Below are 21737 nucleotides of genomic sequence, written 5' to 3' on the forward strand. Positions count from 1 at the left end.
TGTCGGAGCTGTCGGAGCTGTCGGAGCTGTCGGAGCTGTCGGAGCTGTCGGAGCTGTCGGAGCTGTCGGAGCTGTCGGAGCTGTCGGAGCTGTCGGAGCTGTCGGAGCTGTCGGAGCTGTCGGAGCTGTCGGAGCTGTCGGAGCTAAATTTAGCGGGTTCCAACGGAACTGACCATCATTCATTTCACTTATTTTACCAATACCGGGAAATGGTAAATGTGCAAATGCAACAAAGGTTTGCTCTCGAGCAAAACGTTTAAAAATTGCTAAACGAGTTTCACTGGCTTTGACCGGATCGACATCAAAATCGACAGATAATTTGGGTTGTTCAAACTGTAAATGATAGGAATGAACCACATCACCGAGGATAGCAAAACTTTTAGCTTGCGATTTTAAGATAAAAGAATAATGCCCCGGTGTATGTCCAATACTCGGTAGTACTTCTAATCCATTAATCACCGAACCAACGCTAAAAGTCTTAAAACTCCGCATGGTTTGATAAGGCGCAATCGCAGCTTTAATTTTCGCAACAGTTGCTAAATAACCTTCACGCTTTTCAGCAGCTAAAGTGTCGACGGTGCTTTCACTTAACCAATACTGACTTTCTTGTTCATTGACGTAGATCGTTGCATTTGGAAACACAGCCTTACCTTGTTTCGCAATGCCACATGCATGATCAGGATGTAAATGGGTTAAGAAAACACTGCGTACGCGATTAAGCTTATAGCCAGCTGCTTCAATATTTTGTGCAATAGATCCTAAGTTCGGACCAAAACAACTGGCTGCACCACTATCAACAAGACTGATGCCACCTTGTCCATCATCAATCAGATAGGCATTGACACTGGTTTGTATGCCTTTGCTCTGATCAACCGCAAGCTTTTGAAATAAGGCACTGACTTCTTCTGGAGTTAAATTTTGTTTAAATAAATCAGGACTTAATTCGAGTGTCCCATCTTTTAAAGCAATGACTTTATATGCACCCACTTGGAAAGGATAAAATCCCATGGGCTGAGTCACATTCGTTTTGATTTCCGTTTGAATAACTGCCGGCTCTGCACTGACAAACTGGCTGGTTAAAAGTGTCGCTGCAAGCACAGCAAAACTAAAGTTTTTCATTGTTGACCTATATCACTTTTATTATTTCATGCAATGAAGCAAAGGCTTCAAAATTAAAAATTTTAAACGCCTGTATTGTGCCTGAAATTCAGGCAAATTTTAAGTCCAATACTGGATAAACATAGCACTAACTTGATATAGGCTTATGTAAATCATCCTAAACTTTAATGCCCAATAAAATAAAAACTGAATGCAAGAAAACTTTAAGCTTGGCATGCTATATTTTCGCCAGTTTTTAAATCTATACGTCTGTACAGTACTATGAGTGAAATTTCCCCGTTTAAAGGTAAATCTGGACTTAAACGAATTTTAAATGCAACGCAATATTCCCTCGATGGATTCAAAGCTGCTTATCAAAATGAAGCTGCATTTCGACAAATTGTCTGGATGAATATGGTGCTTATTCCCACCTGTTGTTTTCTCGATGTCAGTCGTGCTGAACATGCGCTTATGGTGGTGGTGTGTTTATTTGCCTTGATTGTTGAGTTATTCAATTCTGCCATTGAAGCCGTTGTCGACCGGGTATCTTTAGACAAGCATCCACTTTCTAAAATTGCCAAAGATATGGGAAGTGCAGCTCAATTTGTCGCTTTAGCAATTATTTTTTTTACTTGGTTAATTATCCTTTTGCCTTAAATAAAGGCTGCCTCACTCTATTTGCAGGGTTATGCCCTGCTTTTTTATATCGACACACTTTAATAAATGGATTTAAGAAGATTTTAAAGCCATAAAAAAACCCAGCTTTCGCTGGGCTTTTTTTCGAATCAGTTCAATGCTTAGTGAGCAGCGAATTGGTTCATTGTGTTTTTCGCATCGTCACCCGCTTTAAGCGCGTTGTCACCAGCGAAGATTTCTTTGTGGTCGTCACCGATGTCAGAACCAGCCATTGCTTGGTGTTTAACACAAGAAATCGTACCGCGGATTTCTTTACGTTGAACGCCAGCTACATAAGCAAGCATACCTTGGTCGCCGAAGTAACCTTGAGCAAGCTCGTGAGTAGAAAGAGCAGCTGTATGGTAAGTCGGAAGTGTGATCAAGTGATGGAACACGCCCGCTTCACGAGAAGCATCAGCTTGGAACGTACGAACTTTTTCGTCAGCTTCAGCAGCTAATTCAGAGTTATCGTATTCAGCGCTCATTAGTTTAGCACGGTCGTAAGCAGAAACGTCTTTACCTTCAGCAACCCAACGGTCGTAAGCTTGTTGACGGAAGTTTAAAGTCCAGTTGAATGAAGGCGAGTTGTTATAAACAAGTTTCGCATTTGGAACTGTTTCTTTAACACGGTTAACCATGTGAGCAATTTCTTCAACGTTTGGAGTCGCAGTTTCGATCCAAAGAAGGTCAGCACCATTTTGAAGGCTAGATACACAGTCAAGTACAACGCGGTCGATTTGCGTGTCTGGACGGAACTGATACAAGCCAGAAGCAAGACGTTTTGGACGGTGAAGTTTACCGTTACGCTTGATTAGGATTTCGTCTTCTTGAGCTTCTGAAATGTCAATTTCAGTTGTGTCTAAGTAGCTGATGTATTGAGAAGCGATGTCGCCTGGCTCTTTAACCACTGGGATTTTTTGAGTCAAGTCAGCGCCTTCAGAGTCAGTACGAGCAACGATGATACCGTCATCAAGACCCATTTCTAAGAATGCATAGCGAAGAGCGTGGATTTTCGCGATGAAGTCTTCGTGTGGAACTGTAACTTTACCAGCTTGGTGACCACATTGTTTAGCGTCAGATACTTGGTTTTCGATTTGAAGTGCACAAGCACCCGCTTCGATCATTTTCTTAGCTAGTAAGTAAGTCGCTTCTTCGTTACCGAAACCAGCGTCGATGTCAGCAATAATTGGCACAACGTGAGTTTGGAAACCGTCGATTTGAGCAGTGATTTCAGCAGCTTTAGCAGTATCACCAGCTTCGTTTGCTTTTTTAAGCGCACGGAACAAGTCGTTTAATTCTTTCGCGTCAGCTTGACGTAGGAAAGTGTAGATTTCTTCGATCAATGCAGGTACTGAAGTTTTTTCGTGCATAGATTGGTCAGGAAGTGGACCGAATTCTGAACGAAGAGCTGCAACCATCCAACCTGAAAGGTAGATATAGCGACGTTCAGTTGTACCGAAGTATTTTTTGTTCGCAATCATTTTTTGTTGTGCGATGAAACCGTGCCAGCAACCTAATGATTGAGTGTATTTGCTAGAATCAGCATCATAAGCAGCCATATCACGACGCATAATAGCAGCTGTATATTTCGCAATGTCTAAACCAGTTTTGAAACGGTTTTGCATTTGCATACGTGCAGCATCTTCTGGGCTAATATCGCGCCAAGTGCTTCCGAATTTTGCTTTTAATTCACGGATTGCATCAATCGCTGTTAAGTATGTAGACATGATATGTTCCTGTAATAATATTAGGATTTTTCTGCAACGTAAGGCTAAAATCATACCCTCGAATGATTGTTCAGATTTAGAACACTTCGTTGCGATAGACACAGAGTAGATTGACTAAAAAAATTAATCCAATATTCTGCATTAATTTTCAGTATTTATTTAAAAAATATGTAGATTAAAGTCGTATTATAATAATTAACCAACATTTATAAGTATTTGTATTTAAATACTTTTATTAAAATATTTTGCTAATTTTTTTGTCTATTTTTCAAACATTTTGATGAATTATTCTTCATTAGACTTAAGTCGACTGAGCATTCACTTTTAAAAAAAACAGCATTTTTTACGCCATTTTTGCCCAAATTCACCAAACTAAATACTTGGTTATTCTGTCTTCAAATGATCATGTAAATGAGATATTTCATCTAATTTTTTTGTTTTATGAACATCACATCGCATAAACAAAATTGCTCCGTATTTTTATTTCACTCACTTAAAAATATCGGTCTAAACAGATAATAAGTATTTAAGAAATATGTGCTGGCACTTCAGCAAATTTGTCTTAAAACTGCCGAATTTTAGTACAAAAGTACACGTCATTTTTTCATCCATTTTTTACACAAGCCTTAGTAGTTATGGCATAATCAGATAAATTTCATGATTTTATTGTCGGTATTTATTTTATGAATCTGGAGCGGGTCGATCTCAATCTATTAATTTATCTTGATGTACTTCTTCGTGAAAAAAACGTGACTCGTGCTGCCGAGCAACTGGGTGTAACTCAGCCTGCGATGAGTAATATTTTACGTCGTTTACGCAACTTATTTAATGATCCACTTCTTATTCGTTCTTCAGAAGGTATGACACCTACAGAACGTGCGCTTGAATTACAGCCACGTATCCGTGATGCTCTCTCTGACCTTTCGATGATTTTGGAACCTCGTACCGAGTTCCGACCTTACACCTCAAATCGTGTCTTCCGCATCATGACTTCAGATTATGCTGAAGCAACACTGGTGCCGCGCCTAGTAAAAGCTTTGCGCTCAGAAGCACCCAATGTGGTTCTCGATTTTTTAACGCCTAGTGATGTGTCTTATCGAGATATGGAACAAGGTAAAGTCGACTTGGCGATTAACCGCTTTAATGAAATTCCGCAAAGTTTCCACCAAGTTTTGGTCTGGCGTGACAGTTTTTCATGCCTTTTAAATGCCAAGCACCCTGCTGCAAATAATTTAAACCTGAAAAGCTATCTAGATGCACAACACATTTGGGTATCTAAAACAGGTATGGGTGTCGGTTTTGGTGTCAATCCTGAAAAACAAGCGGGTCTAGGTTGGATTGATCAGGCTCTAGAACGTATTGGCCAAAAACGTAAAATTTCAGTTTTTACTCGTCATTATCAAATGCCTGGCTTATTGGCCTCGAATGTTGATTTGGTTGCGACTCTGCCAAGCCGTATCGCTCGCCTTCAAGCCAAAAGTCAAAACCTATTACTTCGCGATCCACCATTCTATATTCCTGAATTTGAATTAAAAATGGCTTGGTGTCCATTACTTCATCATCACCCTGCTCATCGCTGGTTACGTCAACTTATATTGTATGTTGCACGTCAAATGATTGAAGAAGAAAACCGCGAATACTTAATGAATAACTCTCAGTTTTCACAGTATCAGTAATTAATTCTTTAATTCCTTATTAATTCAAACGTATACTGTCACTATATAGGTAGTAGTTAAGACTACTACCTTGCCCATTTTTGTGTTAGAAATACAGAAAAATAGAATGAATCACAAACAGGTGTATTCGTGAGCCTTTTCCAAAATATTGTCATTATTATTCTCCTGATCGTCGGTGCGGGTTTTCTTTCATTAACAGAAATTGCCCTTGCGGGTGCACGAAAAGTAAAACTTAAAATTTTGGCTGAATCTGGAGATTCACGTGCACAACGTGTGCTTGACTTACAAGCCAACTCAGCAGACTTTTTCGCCGCATCACAAATTGGCTTAAATGCTGTGGCAATTCTTGGCGGTATTTTGGGTGAAGGTGCTTTTCGTCCTTACTTCATTAGCTTAGTCACTCGTTTTTATCAGGGCCCGTGGACTGAAACCATAGGATTCACCCTGTCGTTTACTTTAGTCACCTCCTTATTCATTCTATTTGCTGATTTGATGCCAAAACGTTTGGCGATGATCGCACCTGAAAAAATCGCCGTTGCTGTTGTAGACCCGATTCAAATCTTCATTAAAGTGTGTAAACCAATGGCATGGGTGATTAATGCCATTGCCAATTTGTTGTTTCGTTTATTCAAAGTGAATACAACACGTGATGACAATATTACCTTTGACGATATTTCAGCCGTGATGGATGCCGGTGCTCAAGCTGGTGTACTACAAAAGCAAGAACACCACTTTATTGAAAACGTATTTGAGCTGGAAGAACGTAACGTCCCTTCAAGTATGACTACACGTGAAAACGTGGTGTACTTTACCCTAAAAGAATCAGAAGCCAGTATTCGTCAAAAACTCGCTGAATTTCCATATTCGAAGTTTTTGGTCTGTAGTGAAAATATTGATGACGTGATTGGCTATGTAGATGCCAAAGATATTTTGGTTCGAATCCTCAACAATCAGTCACTTTTACAGCTCAACGAAAATACCATTCGTAATGTCCTCACGATTCCAGATACTTTAACACTGTCCGAATTACTCGATCGTTTCCGTTCAACCAAAGAAAAATTTGCCGTTGTAATTAACGAATATGCGTTGGTTGTCGGCGTTATTACCCTCTCCGACATTATGATTACCGTGATGGGCGACTGGGTAACACCGATTGAAGCAGAACAACAAATTATTAAACGTGATGCGGATTCTTGGCTTATCGATGGCAGTACACCAATTGAAGATTTAAAGCATGCCCTCGCTTTAGATGAAATGCCCGATGAAGAAAACTATGAAACCCTTGCGGGCTTTATGATGTTTAAACTGCGTAAAATTCCACGTCCAGCTGACTTTGTTACTTATCATGGCTACAAATTTGAAGTTGTGGATGTAGACCACTTTAAAATTGACCAATTATTAGTGACTCGCTTAAAGCCGGCTGAGACTGAACTTGATATACCAGAAGAATCGGATTAATTCGATTCTTCTTTTTCTAAAACAATAAAATATAAATACGATGGAATACGAAGATGTCTTTTTCACTTAAAGCGATTTTGACTTGCTTTAGTTTTTATACTGGGGCTTATCTGATCTATTATTTTTTTAAAGCTCATCCACAACCTTTATTTCTATTGCTCGGTGTTACACTGATCGCCACTGCGTGGTTTTTAACGCCTTATCCTTATGAACGTGGTCGACAACGCTATGACGAAACCATGCGTTTTGGTCTGTTTTTTTATAATCCCTTAATATTTTGGTTCCGATTTTTTAGTTGGCCGATTCGGACGCTACTGTCTATTTTTGCATAAGCGTACTTGTTGTGATCAAACTGTATCTGCACAGCACTTACAGTTCTCTACTGATGTTGAATATATGTAAACAGACCACATTTTTTGAATAAAAATTAAAATAAATCGAAAAATCTCCCTTCCTTAATACCTTCATTATTAATGACTATTTTTCATTAAAATAGTGATGTATTTCACATTTTCTCACCTTTATTTTGACTGATGAAATTTATCTTTATGCTCTGCCCTTGGATTTAAAAACAGCTTTATATTTCAAAGGAATGAACCATGTTAACCGTACTCGGTTTGGGCATGATCTTGTGCTTTATGTATTTGATCATGTCGAAACGCTTAAGCCCACTTGTTGCACTGACTTTAATTCCCCTACTTTTTGCCTTGATTGCGTGGTTACTTGGTTTTTATTTTGACAGCTTGTCACACATACAAATAAATGAAATTGGCGACATGATGATTGAAGGTGTAAAAAACTTGCACCGACTGGCATCATGCTGCTTTTTGCGATTCTGTATTTTGCCATCATGATTGATACAGGTTTGTTCGACCCTTAGGTGAAATTTATTTTAAAAATGGTCAAAGGTGATCCCTTAAAAGTCGTTCTTGGAACCATTACCCTGACGTTAATTGTCTCTTTGGATGGAGATGGTTCTACAACATATATGATCTGTGTTGCGGCCATGCTGCCACTCTATAAGCGCTTAGGTATGAGCCCATTGATTATGGCATGTTTGATTATGCTCTCTAGTGGAATTATGAATCTTACACCTTGGGGTGGGCCTACTGCCCGCGCCGCCAGCGCGCTTCATGTCGACCCAAGTGATGTATTTGTTCCGATGGTTTTACCGATGTTATTTGCCATCGGCTGGTTGTACTTCTTAGGAACGATGTATGGTCGCATGGAAAGAAAGCGTCTAGGAATTGTCCAATTGGATATCAGCCATGGTGAAAACATTCAAATCTCAGATAATCCAGAAGCCAACCGCGCAAATCTACGTTGGTTTAATGCACTGTTAACCGTCGTTCTGATGATTTGTCTGGTTTTTAGTATTTTACCTATGCCTATTTTATTCATGGTGGCTTTGTGTATTGCGCTAGTCGTCAACTACAAAAATGTCGACTTGCAGAAAAAGCTAATCGCACATCATGCAGGTAGTGCTTTAAACGTGGTCGGTATTATTTTTGCTGCAGGTATTTTTACCGGTATTTTAGCTGGAACAGGCATGGTAGAAGCCATGTCCAAAGAACTTGTGGCAATTATCCCTGAAAGTATGGGCCCCTATTTAGCACCGATTACCGCTGTCATCAGTATGCCGATGACTTTCTTTATGTCGAATGATGCTTTCTATTTTGGGGTTTTGCCGATTCTTTCTGATGCTGCCGCTCATTATGGAATTGAACCTGTAGAAATGGCACGTGCCTCCATCGTAGGGCAACCTGTACACCTACTCTCTCCGCTTGTTCCTTCGACCTATTTACTCTGTGGACTTGCGGGTATCGAGTTTGGACAACATCAGAAATTTACCATTATCTGGGCTGTAATCACGTGTTTTGTCATGTTAGCAGCAGGTCTGATCTTTGGAATGTTTCCGTTTTTTCGAGCTTAACTTAAAAAGTTAAAGATAAAAAAGCACCTGATGGTGCTTTTTTTATGCTTAACAATACTGAACTAGCCAGTGTTTTACACTCACAGGTTCATTTGTAGTGATTAATGCTTTGAAATTAATGCTTCTAGAACTGCTTCATAATGAATACGAATGTCATCTTCTAAAATTTTATAGACATTGTCGAATTGCACCATTGGCCAGCCTTCTTTCCAAAATGGGAAAATATTATGCAGGTCATGAGTCACCGTTGCGTCTTCACGTACAATCGCTTGTGCAACTTGCGACAATACTTGTGCAGTTTCAGCACCATCAATCGCTAAATAATCGATACCACGAACTTTCAAAATACGGATACGGTCTTTTTTGTAGCGGATTTTTTTACTTTGGCCTTCATTTAAGCCTAAAGCCAAAGTCGCAGCTTCAACAAATTTATCTTCAAATGCTTGATTTAATTTCACCAAAGCTTGTTTGTGTGCTTCTTGACGACCAGCTTTTCCCCCACTACGAATCACTTCATTTGCTTCAGTATTTAAAACATCTGATTTCATCGACTGAAGAATGTCTAGAATTTCGATATCGCTTAATGTTTCAGGAGAATGATCAGTCATAAACTGCCTATAAAAACTTAATATTCAATAAGTATGTATTTTCGCATAAAAGAAGGATGAAAACTGCGACCTTCACTATAGAAATTGTGATTTCTCTTATAATGTTCAGATATACAACATGATTTAGAAAAAAATTCTGTCAAAAATATCGAAATCAACTATATTACTTTCACGCTTTAATACTAACGTCACAATATGGCTCAAAAGAAACAGGCTGCGCTTTACCTTCAACAACTGAAACAGCAATATCCAGCAGCCTTTAAACATAATTATTTATTTTATAGCCAACTGAAAACTCAAGGCATTTTAGACGAACTCAAAGAACTTATTCCTTGGGTTTTGGCGGCGATGATTTTTATTTCTTTGAGCATGAGTATTGGACATGCAGTGCAACTGTATTTTCCAGAAATGAGTGAGTTTCGCGCTCATGGTATTGCTGTACTAAGTATTATGCTGTTTTTCATGCTGGTTGTGCCCTTAGTCATCAAGCAAATCAAGCACAGTTCAATGTCCCTGTATCAAAGTTTGAAAAATACGCCGTTCAGACTTGCGATCGTGATTTTATTACAATTACTCAATATCGCCTTTTTACAAAGCACCTTTGTTCAATCTGTATTGTTCTTTTTCGCCATGAGTTTCGGCTTTGTGCGTTTTTATAAAGAAAATCTTTTCAAAGGTGGAAGTAACACCCAAGAATACTATTTTCTGCAAGAGACACGTCGTATTGCATATTGGTCGTATAAACAAATGCTTAAAGCAAAATTACGTTTGTCGCTCAGTAATCCGAATCAGGCAAATCATAAACAGTTATCTGAGCGCTTTACCCTGTTCCAAAATTTGCACATACAAATGCTGCATCAGGAAAATCAGCTATGTAAAAAGCTAAAGCACCAAAATGTTGAACATTATCTTGATGAGTTAATGAAATAAGCTGGCATTGATATAGTGCAAAAAACTTTAAATCACTGCTCAAAAAGTCATTCAATACATCGCTATTTTTGAATATTTTCAACTTATATGCATGAATTGATTGATTTTAAAACAAACACCATCAAATACTCTTGCCAAGCTTCATTTCGTCCTCTATTATTGCGCACATGCCCGAGTGGTGAAATCGGTAGACACAGGGGATTTAAAATCCCCCGCCCACAAAGCGTGCCAGTTCGAGTCTGGCCTCGGGCACCATTCTTATACTTCTAAGATTGGTGCAATAAAAGATCCAGCAATTTGCTGGTTTTTTTATGCCTAAAATTTAGAAATCTATTATTATTCGATGCCGACACCTTCAGATTTTAATCTCCCCGCACTACAACTCAAGCATCCCGATGCCTTTTATCAACGGCTGCTGTTTGCACATTTTAAAATTATCAATCTCACACCCACTGCACCTGTTTTAATCTTTAGCTTTTGCCTGATACTTTCTATTCCCCTTAGCAGCGCTGTACTTGGTCATATGCTTTCAACGGCACTTTCAATACACGACCCCAAAATGGCGTTTAATCTTGGTTTATTGATTATTCTTCCATGGATCTATTGCTATGTCTGGTATGCACATTATCAAGCACGTTTTAGCAGCAAGTCCGCCGTTCACCGTCTGCAAATACAACTGTATTTCCTTGGAGGATTCACATTTATCCTTGCTATAAACTTTAAGTATCTACAAATAGATGTATTAAACCTCATCAGTCTCTGTGGACTTTTTTTTAGTCTCTTTTTATGTGTATTTACTGAATTATTTTATAAACCTGAAAGCAGCGCCATTGAACGAGTAAAACTACAAAAGCTTCGCCAACTGGCATTTTGGTCTTACCAACAATCCTTAAAACAAAAAGAACATCAAACGTATTTCTACACCCTTCACCTACAAGCCATGCAAGAAGAACAAAAACTATCAGCATCGATCAAATCATCGTTTAAAGATTTTTTAGACAAAGCTGAATAATTTTTAAATCCCTAGATACAAAAAAGCCCTGTCACTACAGGGCTTTTTTTAAAGTTCAATTACCATTCTCGGTTAGCAACCAACTCTTCCATTTCAATATCCATATGGCCTTCATCTTGCAGCACCATCATCATGGCTTCTGCAATATAATCTGCAGCCGTATCATCCAAAGACGAATCTAAATCTTCAAATTGAGGTTTCATCTTATTGAGCTGTGCAACCGTTTCATTGGCAAAATGGTAGATATCAGTTGAACTTAAATCTGCTTTTGCAATTTTCTTCGCAAATTGAACAACCAATAACTTCACCTCTGCAACCAACACATCTGGGTAATATTCATCATCAAACATGGGTAGCAGTAAATCTGCAAACATACGAAACTCTATCACAAAACATTCAGGGCGCTTATATAACACAAATACTACAATTCACCAAATTTATTGGGATTCAGTATTTTCAAATCAGTCTGCATTCTGCATGGCTTGCCAAACACGTATCGCATCTACCGTCGCTTTGACGTCATGTGCGCGAACCATACATGCACCTTGTTGAATGCTGAGTAGATGCGCTGCAACCGAGCCTACAGCGCGATTTTGTGCATCTGCACCGCCAAGTGCTTCACCGATAAAACGCTTACGAGATAATGCCGACAGGATCGGATAGCCCATGTCATTCAATTGATAGAATTGCTGTAAAAGCTTTAAGTTTTGCTGCGCATTTTTAGCAAAACCAAAACCCGGATCAATCATAATGTTTTCTGCACGCACACCTGCATCTAATGCATCTTGCACACGTTGCTTTAATTCATCGATGACGTCAGCCACGACATCTTGATACTGATCTAGATTATTCATCGTGGTAGGTTCGCCACGCATATGCATAATGATCACTGGAATATCCAGTTTTGCAGCGGTTTCTAAGGCATTCGGCCGAGTTAATGCACGTACATCATTCCAGATATGCGCACCTGCTTGAACCGCTGCCTCAATCACCTCAGGTTGCGAGGTATCGATAGAAATCACCACATTGTGTTTGGATAAAGCTTCAACGACGGGTACGACTCTTCGAATTTCTTCTTCAACCTCAACAACAGATGCACCCGGACGTGTTGACTCCCCCCCGACATCAATCACTGTCGCGCCATCCGCAATCATTTGCAAGGCATGTGCTATAGCTTGGTCTTTACCATTATGTTTGCCACCATCACTGAAAGAGTCCGGTGTGACATTTAAAATCCCCATCACATGTGGCTCTGACAAATCTAATTGCAAATTACCACTGTTTAAAATTTTATTAGGCAAAGACACCAACTTCATATTACACATCCCAGATTTTGCTGTGCTTATTTTAACGCTAAGTTTGCTCTGCATTGCGCTCACATGCATTTATTTTCATATAAAAAAACCACCCGAAGGTGGTTTTAAAATTTTATGCTTTTGGCAATGACGGTAATGGTGGTGGAACATCTGAACCATCCGTTGGTGTGACATCAATCACTGGATTTTCTGCGATGTACACTTTTGGTGGTTGAGGTTCACGACCTTCCATAATGTCACGGATTTGATCACGATCAATGGTTTCCCATTCAAGCAATGCTTTCACCATGGCATGTGCGATATCTTTGTTATTTTCAAGAATATCACGTGCAACTTTATATTGTTCATCTAAAATACGGCGAACTTCACGGTCAACTTCAAGCTGCGTTGCTTCAGAAATCACGCGACTTCCTAAACCACCCATGAACGACTGCTGTGAGTCATCTTCATAAACCATGACGCCCATTTTATCGGACATACCGTATTTAGTAACCATTGCACGTGCCATTTTCGTTGCACGTTCAAAGTCATTTGAAGCACCAGTCGACATTTGGTTAATGAAGACTTCTTCTGCAATACGACCACCAAACAAAATTGAAAGTTCATTCAACATTTTGTCTTTGTAATGGCTAGTTTGATCATGTTCAGGCAACTGCCAAGTCACACCTAATGCCCAACCACGCGGCATGATTGTCACTTTATGCACTGGGTCTGTACCCGGCAAGATTTCAGCAACAATCGCATGACCTGCTTCATGATAAGCCGTCGCACGACGTTCTTCTTCACGAATCACCATCGATTTACGTTCAGGACCCATGTAAAGCTTGTCTTTTGCATCTTCAAAGTCATGCATATCGACCGTGTTCTTGTTACGACGTGCAGCAAACAGTGCTGCTTCGTTTACAAGGTTAGCCAACTGAGCACCTGAGAAGCCCGGTGTACCACGTGCCAAGACTTTAACATCTACACCAGTCACAGAAGGTAATTTTTTCAAATGTACATTCAGGATTTGCTCACGACCTTTAATATCCGGTAGAGATACCATCACTTGACGGTCAAAACGACCCGGACGAAGTAAAGCTTTATCCAATACGTCAGCACGGTTTGTTGCAGCAATAACGATAATACCTTCGTTGCCTTCAAAGCCATCCATTTCAACCAACATTTGGTTTAATGTTTGCTCACGCTCATCATTACCACCGCCTGTGCCTGAACCACGGTGACGACCAACGGCATCGATCTCATCGATGAAAATGATACATGGCGCATGACGCTTTGCTTGTTCAAACATGTCACGGACACGAGACGCACCCACACCCACGAACATTTCAACAAAGTCAGAACCCGAAATACTAAAGAACGGTACTTTCGCTTCACCCGCAATCGCTTTAGCAAGTAAAGTTTTACCCGTACCCGGAGGACCAACCATAAGCACGCCTTTCGGAATGCTTGCACCAAGTCGTTTGAACTTAGATGGATCTTTTAGGAAGTCAACGATTTCAACAACTTCTTGTTTAGCTTCATCACAGCCCGCTACATCAGTAAATGTCACTTTGATTTGGTCTTCAGACAGCATTTTTGCTTTTGACTTACCAAAACTCATTGGGCCATTCTTACCACCAGCTCCACCACCCATGTTGCGCATAAAGAACATGAATAACAGAATGATTAAAAGAACAGGGAAACTTGCAATCAGAAGTTGCATCAAAATACTTTGACGCTGTGGCGCTGTACCTTCAACAACAACATTGTTCTTGATCAGGTTCGGCATAAGTTCAGGATCTTGAACCGCAGGACGGATACTTTCAAACTCTGAACCGTTTGATTTTTCGCCACGAATTCTTTCGCCATCAATGGTGACTTGTTTAATCTGACCCGCATTTACGGCTGCCACGAACTCAGAATAGTTCATCGCGGTCGGTTGATTGCGGTCACTGACGTTGCTGAAGATTAAAACCAGCACGCCTAGGATAACCAGCCACAACACGGCATTCTTAAAAAGATCGCTCAAAGCTTTATTCCCATTTCTATCTAATTCGTTCAATCCCACTTACATGGGTGACTCTAATACTTACGCTGCAGAGTAGCTTCGCAATAATTTAAAAACGTACAAAATGCACAATTTTTAACGAGTTGGCAAGTAAACTTTACTTGAAAGCTTTCTTACGTCCCTGCCCGATTAAAAACACTTCTTTAGATCGAGCACGTGAAGCCGCCGGTTTTGCTGTTTTCAGCACATCAAATGTGTCTACAACTTGCTTACGGTATTCATCAAATCCAATACCTTGGAACACTTTAACAACAAACTGTCCATTTGGTCCAAGAACCTTTTGAGCAAAGTCGATTGCTAATTCACAAAGATAGATCTGACGCGGTTGATCTACAGCCTTATTACCTGATGTATTGGGGGCCATATCTGAAATTACAACGTCTACAGTACGTCCATCTAAAATTTTTAACAATTCATCGAACACTTCTTGTTCACGAAAGTCACCTTGCAAGAAGGTCACATCCGGTAAAGCATCCATTGGTAAAATATCAGAAGCAATAACCAAACCTTTGTCACCAACAAGTTTTCCGGCAATTTGCGACCAACTGCCTGGTGCAGCACCTAAGTCGACAACGGTCATGCCCGGCTTGATCAATTTGTATTTTTCTTGAATTTCAAGCAATTTATAAGCGGCACGCGCACGATATCCTTCCTTTTGTGCTTTTTTCACAAAGGGGTCATCAAGATGCTCACGCATCCAGTCACGACTACTTTTGGATAATTTCTGGTTAGTAATGCGGGTAGCCATAACTCTCTAAATAAAAAAAACTTCTCAGTCTTGATTGTACGTGAAATTCAGCACTTTTGCAGTAGACATGTGTATCTAAAAAGCATCTTAAATCATGTTTTTTTCAATAATCTTCATCGAGAAAATGCCGATTAAATACAGCGCTTCAACTTTGATTTTGCTATACTAGGTCGTTTTTAAAATTAGGTTATATTTATGGCGGCTTTATCTATTCAAGAACGTAAACGCTTACGTCAAATTGGTCACACCCTAAACCCAGTTGTAATGGTTGCGGACAAAGGCTTATCAGAAAGCGTTATTGAAGAATTAAACCGTGCGTTAAACGACCATGAGTTAATTAAAGTAAAAGTTGTGGCAGAAGACCGTGAAGCTCGTGCTGCAATGATTACTGAAATTGCGACTGTTTCAGGTTCTGAAGTTGTTCAAACGATTGGTAAGATTGCTTTGATTTACCGCAAAGCGGCAAAACAAAATGCAAAACTGTCTAACCTTGTTCGCTACGCACACCTGTCTAACTAAGCATTTATGGCAAGTTTCGAACTCAGCGCTTTTGATCGTCGCTTTCAGGCTGTATCAGTCGTTGGTGCTATCGAACAACAAAGCCCATATACTTTAAATGTGGGTTATTGGATTCGAGACCCAAACCAACTGATTCAATGGCCAGAATTGGTATCAGCTCACCCACGAATCGATTTTTTGTGGGAACAGACCTGCTTAGAAGTTTTTATTGGTGTACGCAACGAAGACTTTTATCGTGAAATCAACCTCTCCCCTTCACAAGCTTGGCAGGCTTACCAGTTTGAAGAATATCGCTATCCAGAAGATATGCCGCCACAAGCTGCTTACGATATTGAACTGAATCAGTTGAAACGGACGCACTATGGCTTAAATGTCAGTCTTGATCTGACAGAATTTATGCTGAAGTACAAACTTAAATGGGAAGATCTCTATATTGGTCTAACTGCAGTACTGAAAACCCCTCAAGGTGAACAGTACTATGCCATGCAGCATAGTAGTCCAAATGCTGACTTTCACAACAAGCGTGATTGGCTACATCAGTTCTAAACCATTTGATGTTTTGATCTTCGATAAAAAGCAAAAGTACGATCTTTTGCTTTTTTATTGCCTGTTTATTTTAAATAAGTATTTTGGACTTAAATGTACCATTCACAATAAGGGAGCCATTAATGACTCCCTGTTGCATATTTAGCGTTAAATTGAAGTTTAATTCGCTCTCACCGAATCCAGCTCCCTGGAATGACTAGACTTAGCTCAAGCGTTTTAAAATTCATGTCATTCACAATTAACTTTTAAGATCTGTGGTTTGATCCGTAACTTCAGCTTTCACTGGTGAAACTTTTTTCCACGCTTCCAAAGTATGTTCCTTAGAACGCTTAAATGTTTCTGTTAGATGATCTTTGTGCTTTCCTGAAATTTGGGTCACATCTTCTTTCAGCTCTTTTCCAAGTTTTGAAAGATCATCAATAACAGTATTAAACTCAGTTTTCACAAATTCTTTGAGTTCGCTAAAATCTTTTTGCGATGAACCAAACTGAACTTTTAACTGATCAAGTTTATTCAATACATCTTGCTTCAACTGACGCAATTGATCTTGCACACTGGCATTCAACTGCTTTGCCTCTGCTCCGATCTTTCCTTTGCTTTCAGTGACCGCTTCTGTGGCTTGAACACTTGCCTCTTTTGCAACTTGTTCAAGCTTTTCAGCACCTTCGATAACGACTTCTTTCAGGGAGGTTTTAGCCGCTGTTTGTTTTTGTTGTGTTGCCATGACTTTGTACCTATAGTTTTTGCTGACCGACCCACATTAGCGCTTTTTGATAAATTTTAATTTATGATTTGTCTGACAATAATTAATTGCTTACATTTTTCTAAGATTTTGCAAAACCAAACTTTATTCTAAAATGCAAGCGCTTTATCTGCTTTATTCCTGATATTTACGATGGACTTTCAGTGGCTTTCTGCGTATAATGCCGTGTTAAGTTCAAGCGAGCAGATGTAAGGAGGGTAGGTTTTTAAGCAGCCTTCCTTTTTTTTCGTCTTCTCGCTTTTTTACAGCCTAAATTTCAGGAGCTTTGGTTTGAGCACCCCAGCAATTTTAGCCCTTGCCGACGGAACTATCTTTAAAGGTACTTCTATTGGCGCATCGGGTAGTACGACTGGTGAAGTCGTTTTTAATACAGCAATGACTGGCTATCAAGAAATTTTGACTGACCCTAGTTATGCACAACAACTTGTGACACTAACTTACCCACATATCGGTAACACAGGTTGTAATGATGAAGACGCTGAGTCAGGTCGAATTCATAAAGTATGGGCTAACGGATTGATCATTCGTGACCTACCTTTATTGCATAGCAACTTCCGTGCTGAGCAATCACTTGGTGATTACCTTGAACAACACAATGTTGTTGCTATTGCAGACATCGATACACGTAAATTAACGCGTATTCTGCGAGCAAAAGGTGCACAAAATGGTTGTATCCTTGCTGGCGAAAACATTACAGAAGAAGAAGCTTTAGCTAAAGCACGCGCTTTTGGTGGTTTAAATGGTTTAGACCTTGCAAAAGAATGCTGTGACCCTGAAGGCTTTGAATGGACTGAAGGTTCTTGGACATTAGGTAAAGGTTTCTCTCAGCCTGAAGCTAAATTCCATGTTGTTGCATACGATTACGGTGTCAAAACCAACATCTTACGTATGCTCGCAGACCGCGGTTGTAAATTGACTGTCGTGCCTGCGCAAACTCCTGCTGCTGACGTACTTGCATTGAATCCAGATGGCGTGTTCTTATCGAACGGCCCCGGCGATCCAGCTGCATGTGACTACGCAATTGAAGCTGTAAAAACAATTGTAGAAGATGCTCGCAATGTACCAGTATTTGGTATTTGCTTGGGTCACCAAATTCTTGCACTTGCTTCAGGTGCAAAAACTGTGAAAATGCCTCACGGCCACCACGGTGCCAACCATCCTGTTCAAAACATGGAAACTGGTATTGTGATGATTACTTCGCAAAACCATGGCTTCGCAGTCGATGCAGAAACATTACCTGCAAACTTGAAAGCTACGCACAAATCACTGTTCGACCAAACCCTACAAGGGATTCACCGTACAGATAAACCTGCGTTCAGTTTCCAAGGTCACCCCGAAGCAAGCCCTGGTCCACATGACTGCGCACCATTGTTCGATCATTTCATCGAACTTATCGAAGCATCTAAGAAGTAATTAAGGAAGCATCATGGCTAAACGTACAGACATTAAAAGCATCTTAATTATTGGTGCTGGTCCGATTGTCATCGGTCAAGCATGTGAGTTTGACTACTCAGGTGCTCAAGCATGTAAAGCCCTTCGTGAAGAAGGCTACCGTGTTATTTTGGTAAACTCTAACCCAGCAACCATTATGACTGACCCTGCTATGGCAGACGCAACTTACATCGAGCCAATCACTTGGCAAACTGTAGCTGCAATCATTGAGAAAGAACGCCCAGACGCAGTTCTTCCTACAATGGGTGGTCAAACAGCATTGAACTGTGCCCTTGCACTCGATGCCAACGGTATTTTAGAAAAATACAATGTTGAATTGATTGGCGCGACGAAAGAGGCGATCGAAAAAGCGGAAGACCGTAAACTTTTCGATATCGCAATGCGTAAAATCGGTTTGGAATGCCCTCGCGCTGACGTTGCAGAAAGCATGGAACACGCTTTGGAAATCCAAGCACGTTTCGGCTTCCCTGTAATTATCCGTCCATCATTCACCATGGGTGGTTCAGGTGGTGGTATCGCTTACAACCGTGAAGAGTTCATTGAAATCTGTGAACGCGGTTTCGATCTTTCTCCAACCAAACAATTATTGATCGATGAATCTTTAATTGGTTGGAAAGAGTACGAAATGGAAGTTGTTCGTGACAAAAACGACAACTGTATCATTGTATGTACCATTGAAAACTTTGACCCAATGGGCGTGCACACTGGTGACTCAATCACTGTTGCTCCTGCGCAAACATTGACAGACAAAGAATTCCAGCTTTTACGTAATGCATCTTTAGCTGTACTTCGTGAAATTGGTGTTGAAACTGGCGGCTCTAACGTTCAGTTCGGTATCAACCCGAAAGACGGCCGTATGGTTGTGATCGAGATGAACCCACGTGTTTCTCGTTCATCTGCACTTGCGTCTAAAGCAACAGGTTTCCCAATTGCGAAAATCGCGGCGAAATTGGCTGTAGGTTATACCCTTGATGAGTTGAAAAACGACATCACTGGCGGTACAACCCCTGCATCTTTCGAACCTGCGATCGACTATGTTGTAACCAAGATTCCTCGTTTCAACTTCGAGAAATTCCCGCAAGCTGACGCAACTTTGACGACTCAGATGAAATCTGTAGGTGAAGTCATGGCCATTGGCCGTAACTTCCAAGAGTCTGTGTCTAAAGCACTTCGTGGTCTTGAAGTGGGCGCATGTGGTTTTGACGAAAAAATCGCTGTGGGCACTGAAGGCGCACGTGAGAAAATTCTTGTTGAATTGAAAGTGCCAGGTCCAGAGCGTATTTGGTATGTAGGCGATGCATTCCGTCACGGTTTCACCCTTGATGAAGTATTTGAAGCAACCAAAATTGACCGTTGGTTCTTGATTCAAATCGAAGATATCATCAAAACTGAAAACCAAATCAAAACTTTAGGTTTTGGTGATTTGAATGCGGACAACATCCGTTCGTTCAAACGCAAAGGTTTATCTGACCTTCGCATTGCGGACTTGATGGGCATTTCACAAAAACAATTCCGTAAACACCGTTGGAACTTGGGCGTAACTCCAGTTTACAAACGTGTAGATACATGTGCTGCAGAATTCGAATCTGACACAGCTTACATGTACTCAACTTACGATGAAGAATGTGAAGCGAACCCATCGAACCGTGACAAAATCATGGTCATTGGTGGCGGTCCTAACCGTATTGGTCAAGGTATCGAATTCGATTACTGCTGTGTACACGCGGCTCTTGCAATGCGTGATGACGGTTATGAAACCATCATGGTGAACTGTAACCCTGAAACGGTTTCTACAGATTACGACACATCAGATCGTTTGTACTTCGAACCAATTACTTTGGAAGATGTACTTGAAATCGTTCGTATCGAGAAGCCAAAAGGCATTATCGTTCAGTACGGTGGTCAAACTCCGCTTAAATTGGCTCGTGCTTTAGAAGAAGCTGGTGCACCAATCATCGGTACATCACCAGACGCAATTGACCGTGCGGAAGACCGTGAACGTTTCCAACAAATGATTCAACGTCTGCAACTTCGTCAACCAAACAACAGCATCGTAAAATCTGCTGAAGAAGGTATGGCTGAAGCTGCTAAAGTTGGCTACCCACTTGTGGTACGTCCTTCTTATGTCCTTGGTGGTCGTGCGATGGAAATCGTATACAACGATGACGAATTGAAACGCTACCTACGTGATGCGGTTCAAGCATCGAATGAAGCGCCAGTACTTCTTGACCACTTCCTAGACGATGCGATTGAAGTTGACGTGGACTGCGTATCTGACGGTAAAGACGTTGTGATCGGCGGTATCATGCAGCACATCGAACAAGCGGGTATTCACTCAGGTGACTCAGCATGTTCTATTCCTCCTTACTCTTTATCTAAAGAAGTTCAGGACGAAATGCGCCGTCAAACCATCGCTATGGCAAAAGAGCTTGGCGTAATTGGTTTGATGAACGTACAGTTTGCGGTTAAAGGCACTGACGTATACATCTTAGAAGTGAACCCACGTGCATCACGTACTGTTCCATTCGTATCTAAGTGCATTGGTGAATCTTTAGCGAAAGTTGCTGCGCGTTGTATGGCTGGTCAATCTTTAGAATCTCAAGGATTCACTACAGAGATTATTCCTGAACACTTCTCTGTAAAAGAAGCAGTGTTCCCATTCAACAAATTCCCTGGTGTTGACCCAATTCTTGGCCCTGAGATGAAATCTACAGGCGAAGTGATGGGTGTAGGCAAAACATTTGGTGAAGCGTTCTATAAAGCTGTGTTAGGCTCTAATGACCGTTTACCTGGCCTACCAACGGAAGGCGAAGTAAAACATGCATTCTTATCTGTTCGTCATTCTGACAAGCCTCGTGCTGTTGGTATTGCGAAACAGTTGACAGATCTTGGCTTCAAAGTGATCGCTACTGGCGGTACTTATGATGTGATTAAAGATGCTGGTATTGAATGTGAACGTGTGAACAAAGTGACTGAAGGCCGTCCTAATATCGTAGACCGCTTGAAAAATGGCGAAGTTCACCTCATTATCAATACAACTGAAGGCAAACAGGCTCAAGAAGATTCATTCTCGATCCGCCGCTCTGCATTACAAGGTAAAGTGTATTACACAACTACCCTTAACGGTGCTGATGCAGTATGCCAAGCTTTAGCAATCAAATTGCCAATGGATGTATACCGCTTACAAGACCTTACTAAAGGTTAATTAAGTTACCGAGAAGTCCCG

General features: G+C 40.6%; 17 protein-coding genes, 1 tRNA gene and 3 pseudogenes. 12 read left to right on the forward strand and 9 right to left on the reverse strand.

Translation table 11 applies throughout. The features are described 5' to 3' along the window. Together FTU77_RS16010 and FTU77_RS10470 are read right to left on the reverse strand one after the other, a co-directional pair. Positions 1-138 (reverse strand): annotated as a pseudogene (locus FTU77_RS16010) (hypothetical protein); the annotation flags it as partial. A 90-nt stretch (positions 139-228) separates the two neighbouring features. Next, positions 229-1119: pseudogene (locus tag FTU77_RS10470) on the reverse strand (MBL fold metallo-hydrolase); the annotation flags it as partial. A gap of 261 nt (positions 1120-1380) precedes the next feature. On the opposite strand from FTU77_RS10470, the gene FTU77_RS10475 reads away from it, so the two are divergent. Continuing rightward, entirely contained in the window at positions 1381-1755 is a 375-nt protein-coding gene (locus FTU77_RS10475) for a diacylglycerol kinase (RefSeq protein WP_180055750.1), read from the forward strand. Positions 1756-1895: 140 nt separating this feature from the next. Here FTU77_RS10475 and FTU77_RS10480 read toward each other — a convergent pair whose 3' ends face one another. Then, on the reverse strand, positions 1896-3500 hold the full coding sequence (locus FTU77_RS10480) for an isocitrate lyase (RefSeq protein ID WP_168378085.1): 1605 nt from the start codon (positions 3498-3500) through the stop codon (positions 1896-1898). Between the two features lie 683 nt (positions 3501-4183). Here FTU77_RS10480 and FTU77_RS10485 point away from each other — a divergent pair. From FTU77_RS10485 to FTU77_RS10500, 4 genes and pseudogenes are all read left to right on the forward strand, one after another. Further along, on the forward strand, positions 4184-5176 hold the full coding sequence (locus tag FTU77_RS10485; protein WP_078191331.1) for a LysR family transcriptional regulator: 993 nt from the start codon (positions 4184-4186) through the stop codon (positions 5174-5176). A 129-nt stretch (positions 5177-5305) separates the two neighbouring features. Further along, positions 5306-6634, forward strand: a complete 1329-nt coding sequence (locus FTU77_RS10490) for a hemolysin family protein (RefSeq protein WP_180055751.1) — start codon at positions 5306-5308, stop codon at positions 6632-6634. Positions 6635-6687: 53 nt separating this feature from the next. After that, positions 6688-6966 carry a hypothetical protein gene (locus tag FTU77_RS10495; protein ID WP_180055752.1) on the forward strand — a complete coding sequence of 93 codons (279 nt, stop codon included), beginning with the start codon at positions 6688-6690 and terminating at the stop codon, positions 6964-6966. Between the two features lie 267 nt (positions 6967-7233). Then, positions 7234-8567, forward strand: a pseudogene (locus FTU77_RS10500) (CitMHS family transporter). A gap of 101 nt (positions 8568-8668) precedes the next feature. On the opposite strand, the gene FTU77_RS10505 reads toward FTU77_RS10500, so the two are convergent. Continuing rightward, entirely contained in the window at positions 8669-9175 is a 507-nt protein-coding gene (locus FTU77_RS10505) for a hypothetical protein (protein WP_180055753.1), read from the reverse strand. 195 nt (positions 9176-9370) lie between these two features. On the opposite strand from FTU77_RS10505, the gene FTU77_RS10510 reads away from it, so the two are divergent. The 3 genes from FTU77_RS10510 to FTU77_RS10520 all read left to right on the forward strand — a co-directional run bounded on the left by FTU77_RS10510 (position 9371) and on the right by FTU77_RS10520 (position 11117). Next, positions 9371-10105 carry a hypothetical protein gene (locus FTU77_RS10510; protein ID WP_180005427.1) on the forward strand — a complete coding sequence of 245 codons (735 nt, stop codon included), beginning with the start codon at positions 9371-9373 and terminating at the stop codon, positions 10103-10105. A 169-nt stretch (positions 10106-10274) separates the two neighbouring features. After that, positions 10275-10360: transfer RNA gene (locus FTU77_RS10515), tRNA-Leu, on the forward strand. A gap of 88 nt (positions 10361-10448) precedes the next feature. After that, positions 10449-11117: a hypothetical protein gene (locus tag FTU77_RS10520; RefSeq protein ID WP_180048742.1), complete on the forward strand. Its 669-nt coding sequence runs from the start codon at positions 10449-10451 to the stop codon at positions 11115-11117. Between the two features lie 59 nt (positions 11118-11176). Here the strand turns inward: FTU77_RS10520 and FTU77_RS10525 are convergent, their stop codons facing one another. The 4 genes from FTU77_RS10525 to rlmE all read right to left on the reverse strand — a co-directional run bounded on the left by FTU77_RS10525 (position 11177) and on the right by rlmE (position 15231). After that, positions 11177-11491: a DUF5713 family protein gene (locus tag FTU77_RS10525; protein ID WP_078191338.1), complete on the reverse strand. Its 315-nt coding sequence runs from the start codon at positions 11489-11491 to the stop codon at positions 11177-11179. 87 nt (positions 11492-11578) lie between these two features. Continuing rightward, positions 11579-12433 (reverse strand): dihydropteroate synthase, encoded by an 855-nt coding sequence (folP, locus tag FTU77_RS10530; protein WP_218947294.1) that lies wholly within the window; start codon positions 12431-12433, stop codon positions 11579-11581. Positions 12434-12545: 112 nt separating this feature from the next. Beyond that, positions 12546-14444 carry an ATP-dependent zinc metalloprotease FtsH gene (gene ftsH, locus FTU77_RS10535; protein ID WP_218947296.1) on the reverse strand — a complete coding sequence of 633 codons (1899 nt, stop codon included), beginning with the start codon at positions 14442-14444 and terminating at the stop codon, positions 12546-12548. A 136-nt stretch (positions 14445-14580) separates the two neighbouring features. After that, positions 14581-15231, reverse strand: coding sequence for a 23S rRNA (uridine(2552)-2'-O)-methyltransferase RlmE (gene rlmE, locus FTU77_RS10540; protein WP_078191339.1), 651 nt, complete (start codon positions 15229-15231; stop codon positions 14581-14583). A gap of 195 nt (positions 15232-15426) precedes the next feature. Here rlmE and FTU77_RS10545 point away from each other — a divergent pair, with 195 nt between their 5' ends. Then, on the forward strand, positions 15427-15750 hold the full coding sequence (locus tag FTU77_RS10545) for a YhbY family RNA-binding protein (RefSeq protein ID WP_168378090.1): 324 nt from the start codon (positions 15427-15429) through the stop codon (positions 15748-15750). A gap of 6 nt (positions 15751-15756) precedes the next feature. Continuing rightward, the gene (locus FTU77_RS10550; RefSeq protein ID WP_078191341.1) at positions 15757-16296 is read left to right on the forward strand and encodes a DOMON-like domain-containing protein; all 540 of its coding nucleotides are present in this window, start codon (positions 15757-15759) and stop codon (positions 16294-16296) included. A gap of 238 nt (positions 16297-16534) precedes the next feature. Here FTU77_RS10550 and FTU77_RS10555 read toward each other — a convergent pair whose 3' ends face one another. Next, positions 16535-17020, reverse strand: a complete 486-nt coding sequence (locus FTU77_RS10555) for a hypothetical protein (protein WP_168378092.1) — start codon at positions 17018-17020, stop codon at positions 16535-16537. A 309-nt stretch (positions 17021-17329) separates the two neighbouring features. Here FTU77_RS10555 and carA point away from each other — a divergent pair, with 309 nt between their 5' ends. After that, positions 17330-18472: a glutamine-hydrolyzing carbamoyl-phosphate synthase small subunit gene (gene carA / locus FTU77_RS10560; RefSeq protein WP_168378093.1), complete on the forward strand. Its 1143-nt coding sequence runs from the start codon at positions 17330-17332 to the stop codon at positions 18470-18472. 13 nt (positions 18473-18485) lie between these two features. Continuing rightward, the gene (gene carB / locus FTU77_RS10565; RefSeq protein ID WP_168378094.1) at positions 18486-21716 is read left to right on the forward strand and encodes a carbamoyl-phosphate synthase large subunit; all 3231 of its coding nucleotides are present in this window, start codon (positions 18486-18488) and stop codon (positions 21714-21716) included. The last annotated feature ends 21 nt before the right edge of the window (positions 21717-21737 follow it).

Origin of the sequence: Acinetobacter sp. YH12142 (assembly GCF_013418435.1) — a bacterium.
In the GTDB taxonomy this organism is placed as follows: domain Bacteria; phylum Pseudomonadota; class Gammaproteobacteria; order Pseudomonadales; family Moraxellaceae; genus Acinetobacter; species Acinetobacter amyesii.

Excerpts from the sequence above, each read along its gene's own strand:
- FTU77_RS10475 (WP_180055750.1), top strand. The coding sequence starts at position 1,381 with ATGAGTGAAATTTCCCCGTTTAAAGGTAAATCTGGACTTAAACGAATT.
- FTU77_RS10480 (WP_168378085.1), bottom strand. The coding sequence starts at position 3,500 with ATGTCTACATACTTAACAGCGATTGATGCAATCCGTGAATTAAAAGCA.
- FTU77_RS10485 (WP_078191331.1), top strand. The coding sequence starts at position 4,184 with ATGAATCTGGAGCGGGTCGATCTCAATCTATTAATTTATCTTGATGTA.
- FTU77_RS10495 (WP_180055752.1), top strand. The coding sequence starts at position 6,688 with ATGTCTTTTTCACTTAAAGCGATTTTGACTTGCTTTAGTTTTTATACT.
- FTU77_RS10505 (WP_180055753.1), bottom strand. The coding sequence starts at position 9,175 with ATGACTGATCATTCTCCTGAAACATTAAGCGATATCGAAATTCTAGAC.
- FTU77_RS10510 (WP_180005427.1), top strand. The coding sequence starts at position 9,371 with ATGGCTCAAAAGAAACAGGCTGCGCTTTACCTTCAACAACTGAAACAG.
- FTU77_RS10520 (WP_180048742.1), top strand. The coding sequence starts at position 10,449 with ATGCCGACACCTTCAGATTTTAATCTCCCCGCACTACAACTCAAGCAT.
- FTU77_RS10525 (WP_078191338.1), bottom strand. The coding sequence starts at position 11,491 with ATGTTTGCAGATTTACTGCTACCCATGTTTGATGATGAATATTACCCA.
- folP (WP_218947294.1), bottom strand. The coding sequence starts at position 12,433 with ATGAAGTTGGTGTCTTTGCCTAATAAAATTTTAAACAGTGGTAATTTG.
- rlmE (WP_078191339.1), bottom strand. The coding sequence starts at position 15,231 with ATGGCTACCCGCATTACTAACCAGAAATTATCCAAAAGTAGTCGTGAC.
- FTU77_RS10545 (WP_168378090.1), top strand. The coding sequence starts at position 15,427 with ATGGCGGCTTTATCTATTCAAGAACGTAAACGCTTACGTCAAATTGGT.
- FTU77_RS10550 (WP_078191341.1), top strand. The coding sequence starts at position 15,757 with ATGGCAAGTTTCGAACTCAGCGCTTTTGATCGTCGCTTTCAGGCTGTA.
- FTU77_RS10555 (WP_168378092.1), bottom strand. The coding sequence starts at position 17,020 with ATGGCAACACAACAAAAACAAACAGCGGCTAAAACCTCCCTGAAAGAA.
- carB (WP_168378094.1), top strand. The coding sequence starts at position 18,486 with ATGGCTAAACGTACAGACATTAAAAGCATCTTAATTATTGGTGCTGGT.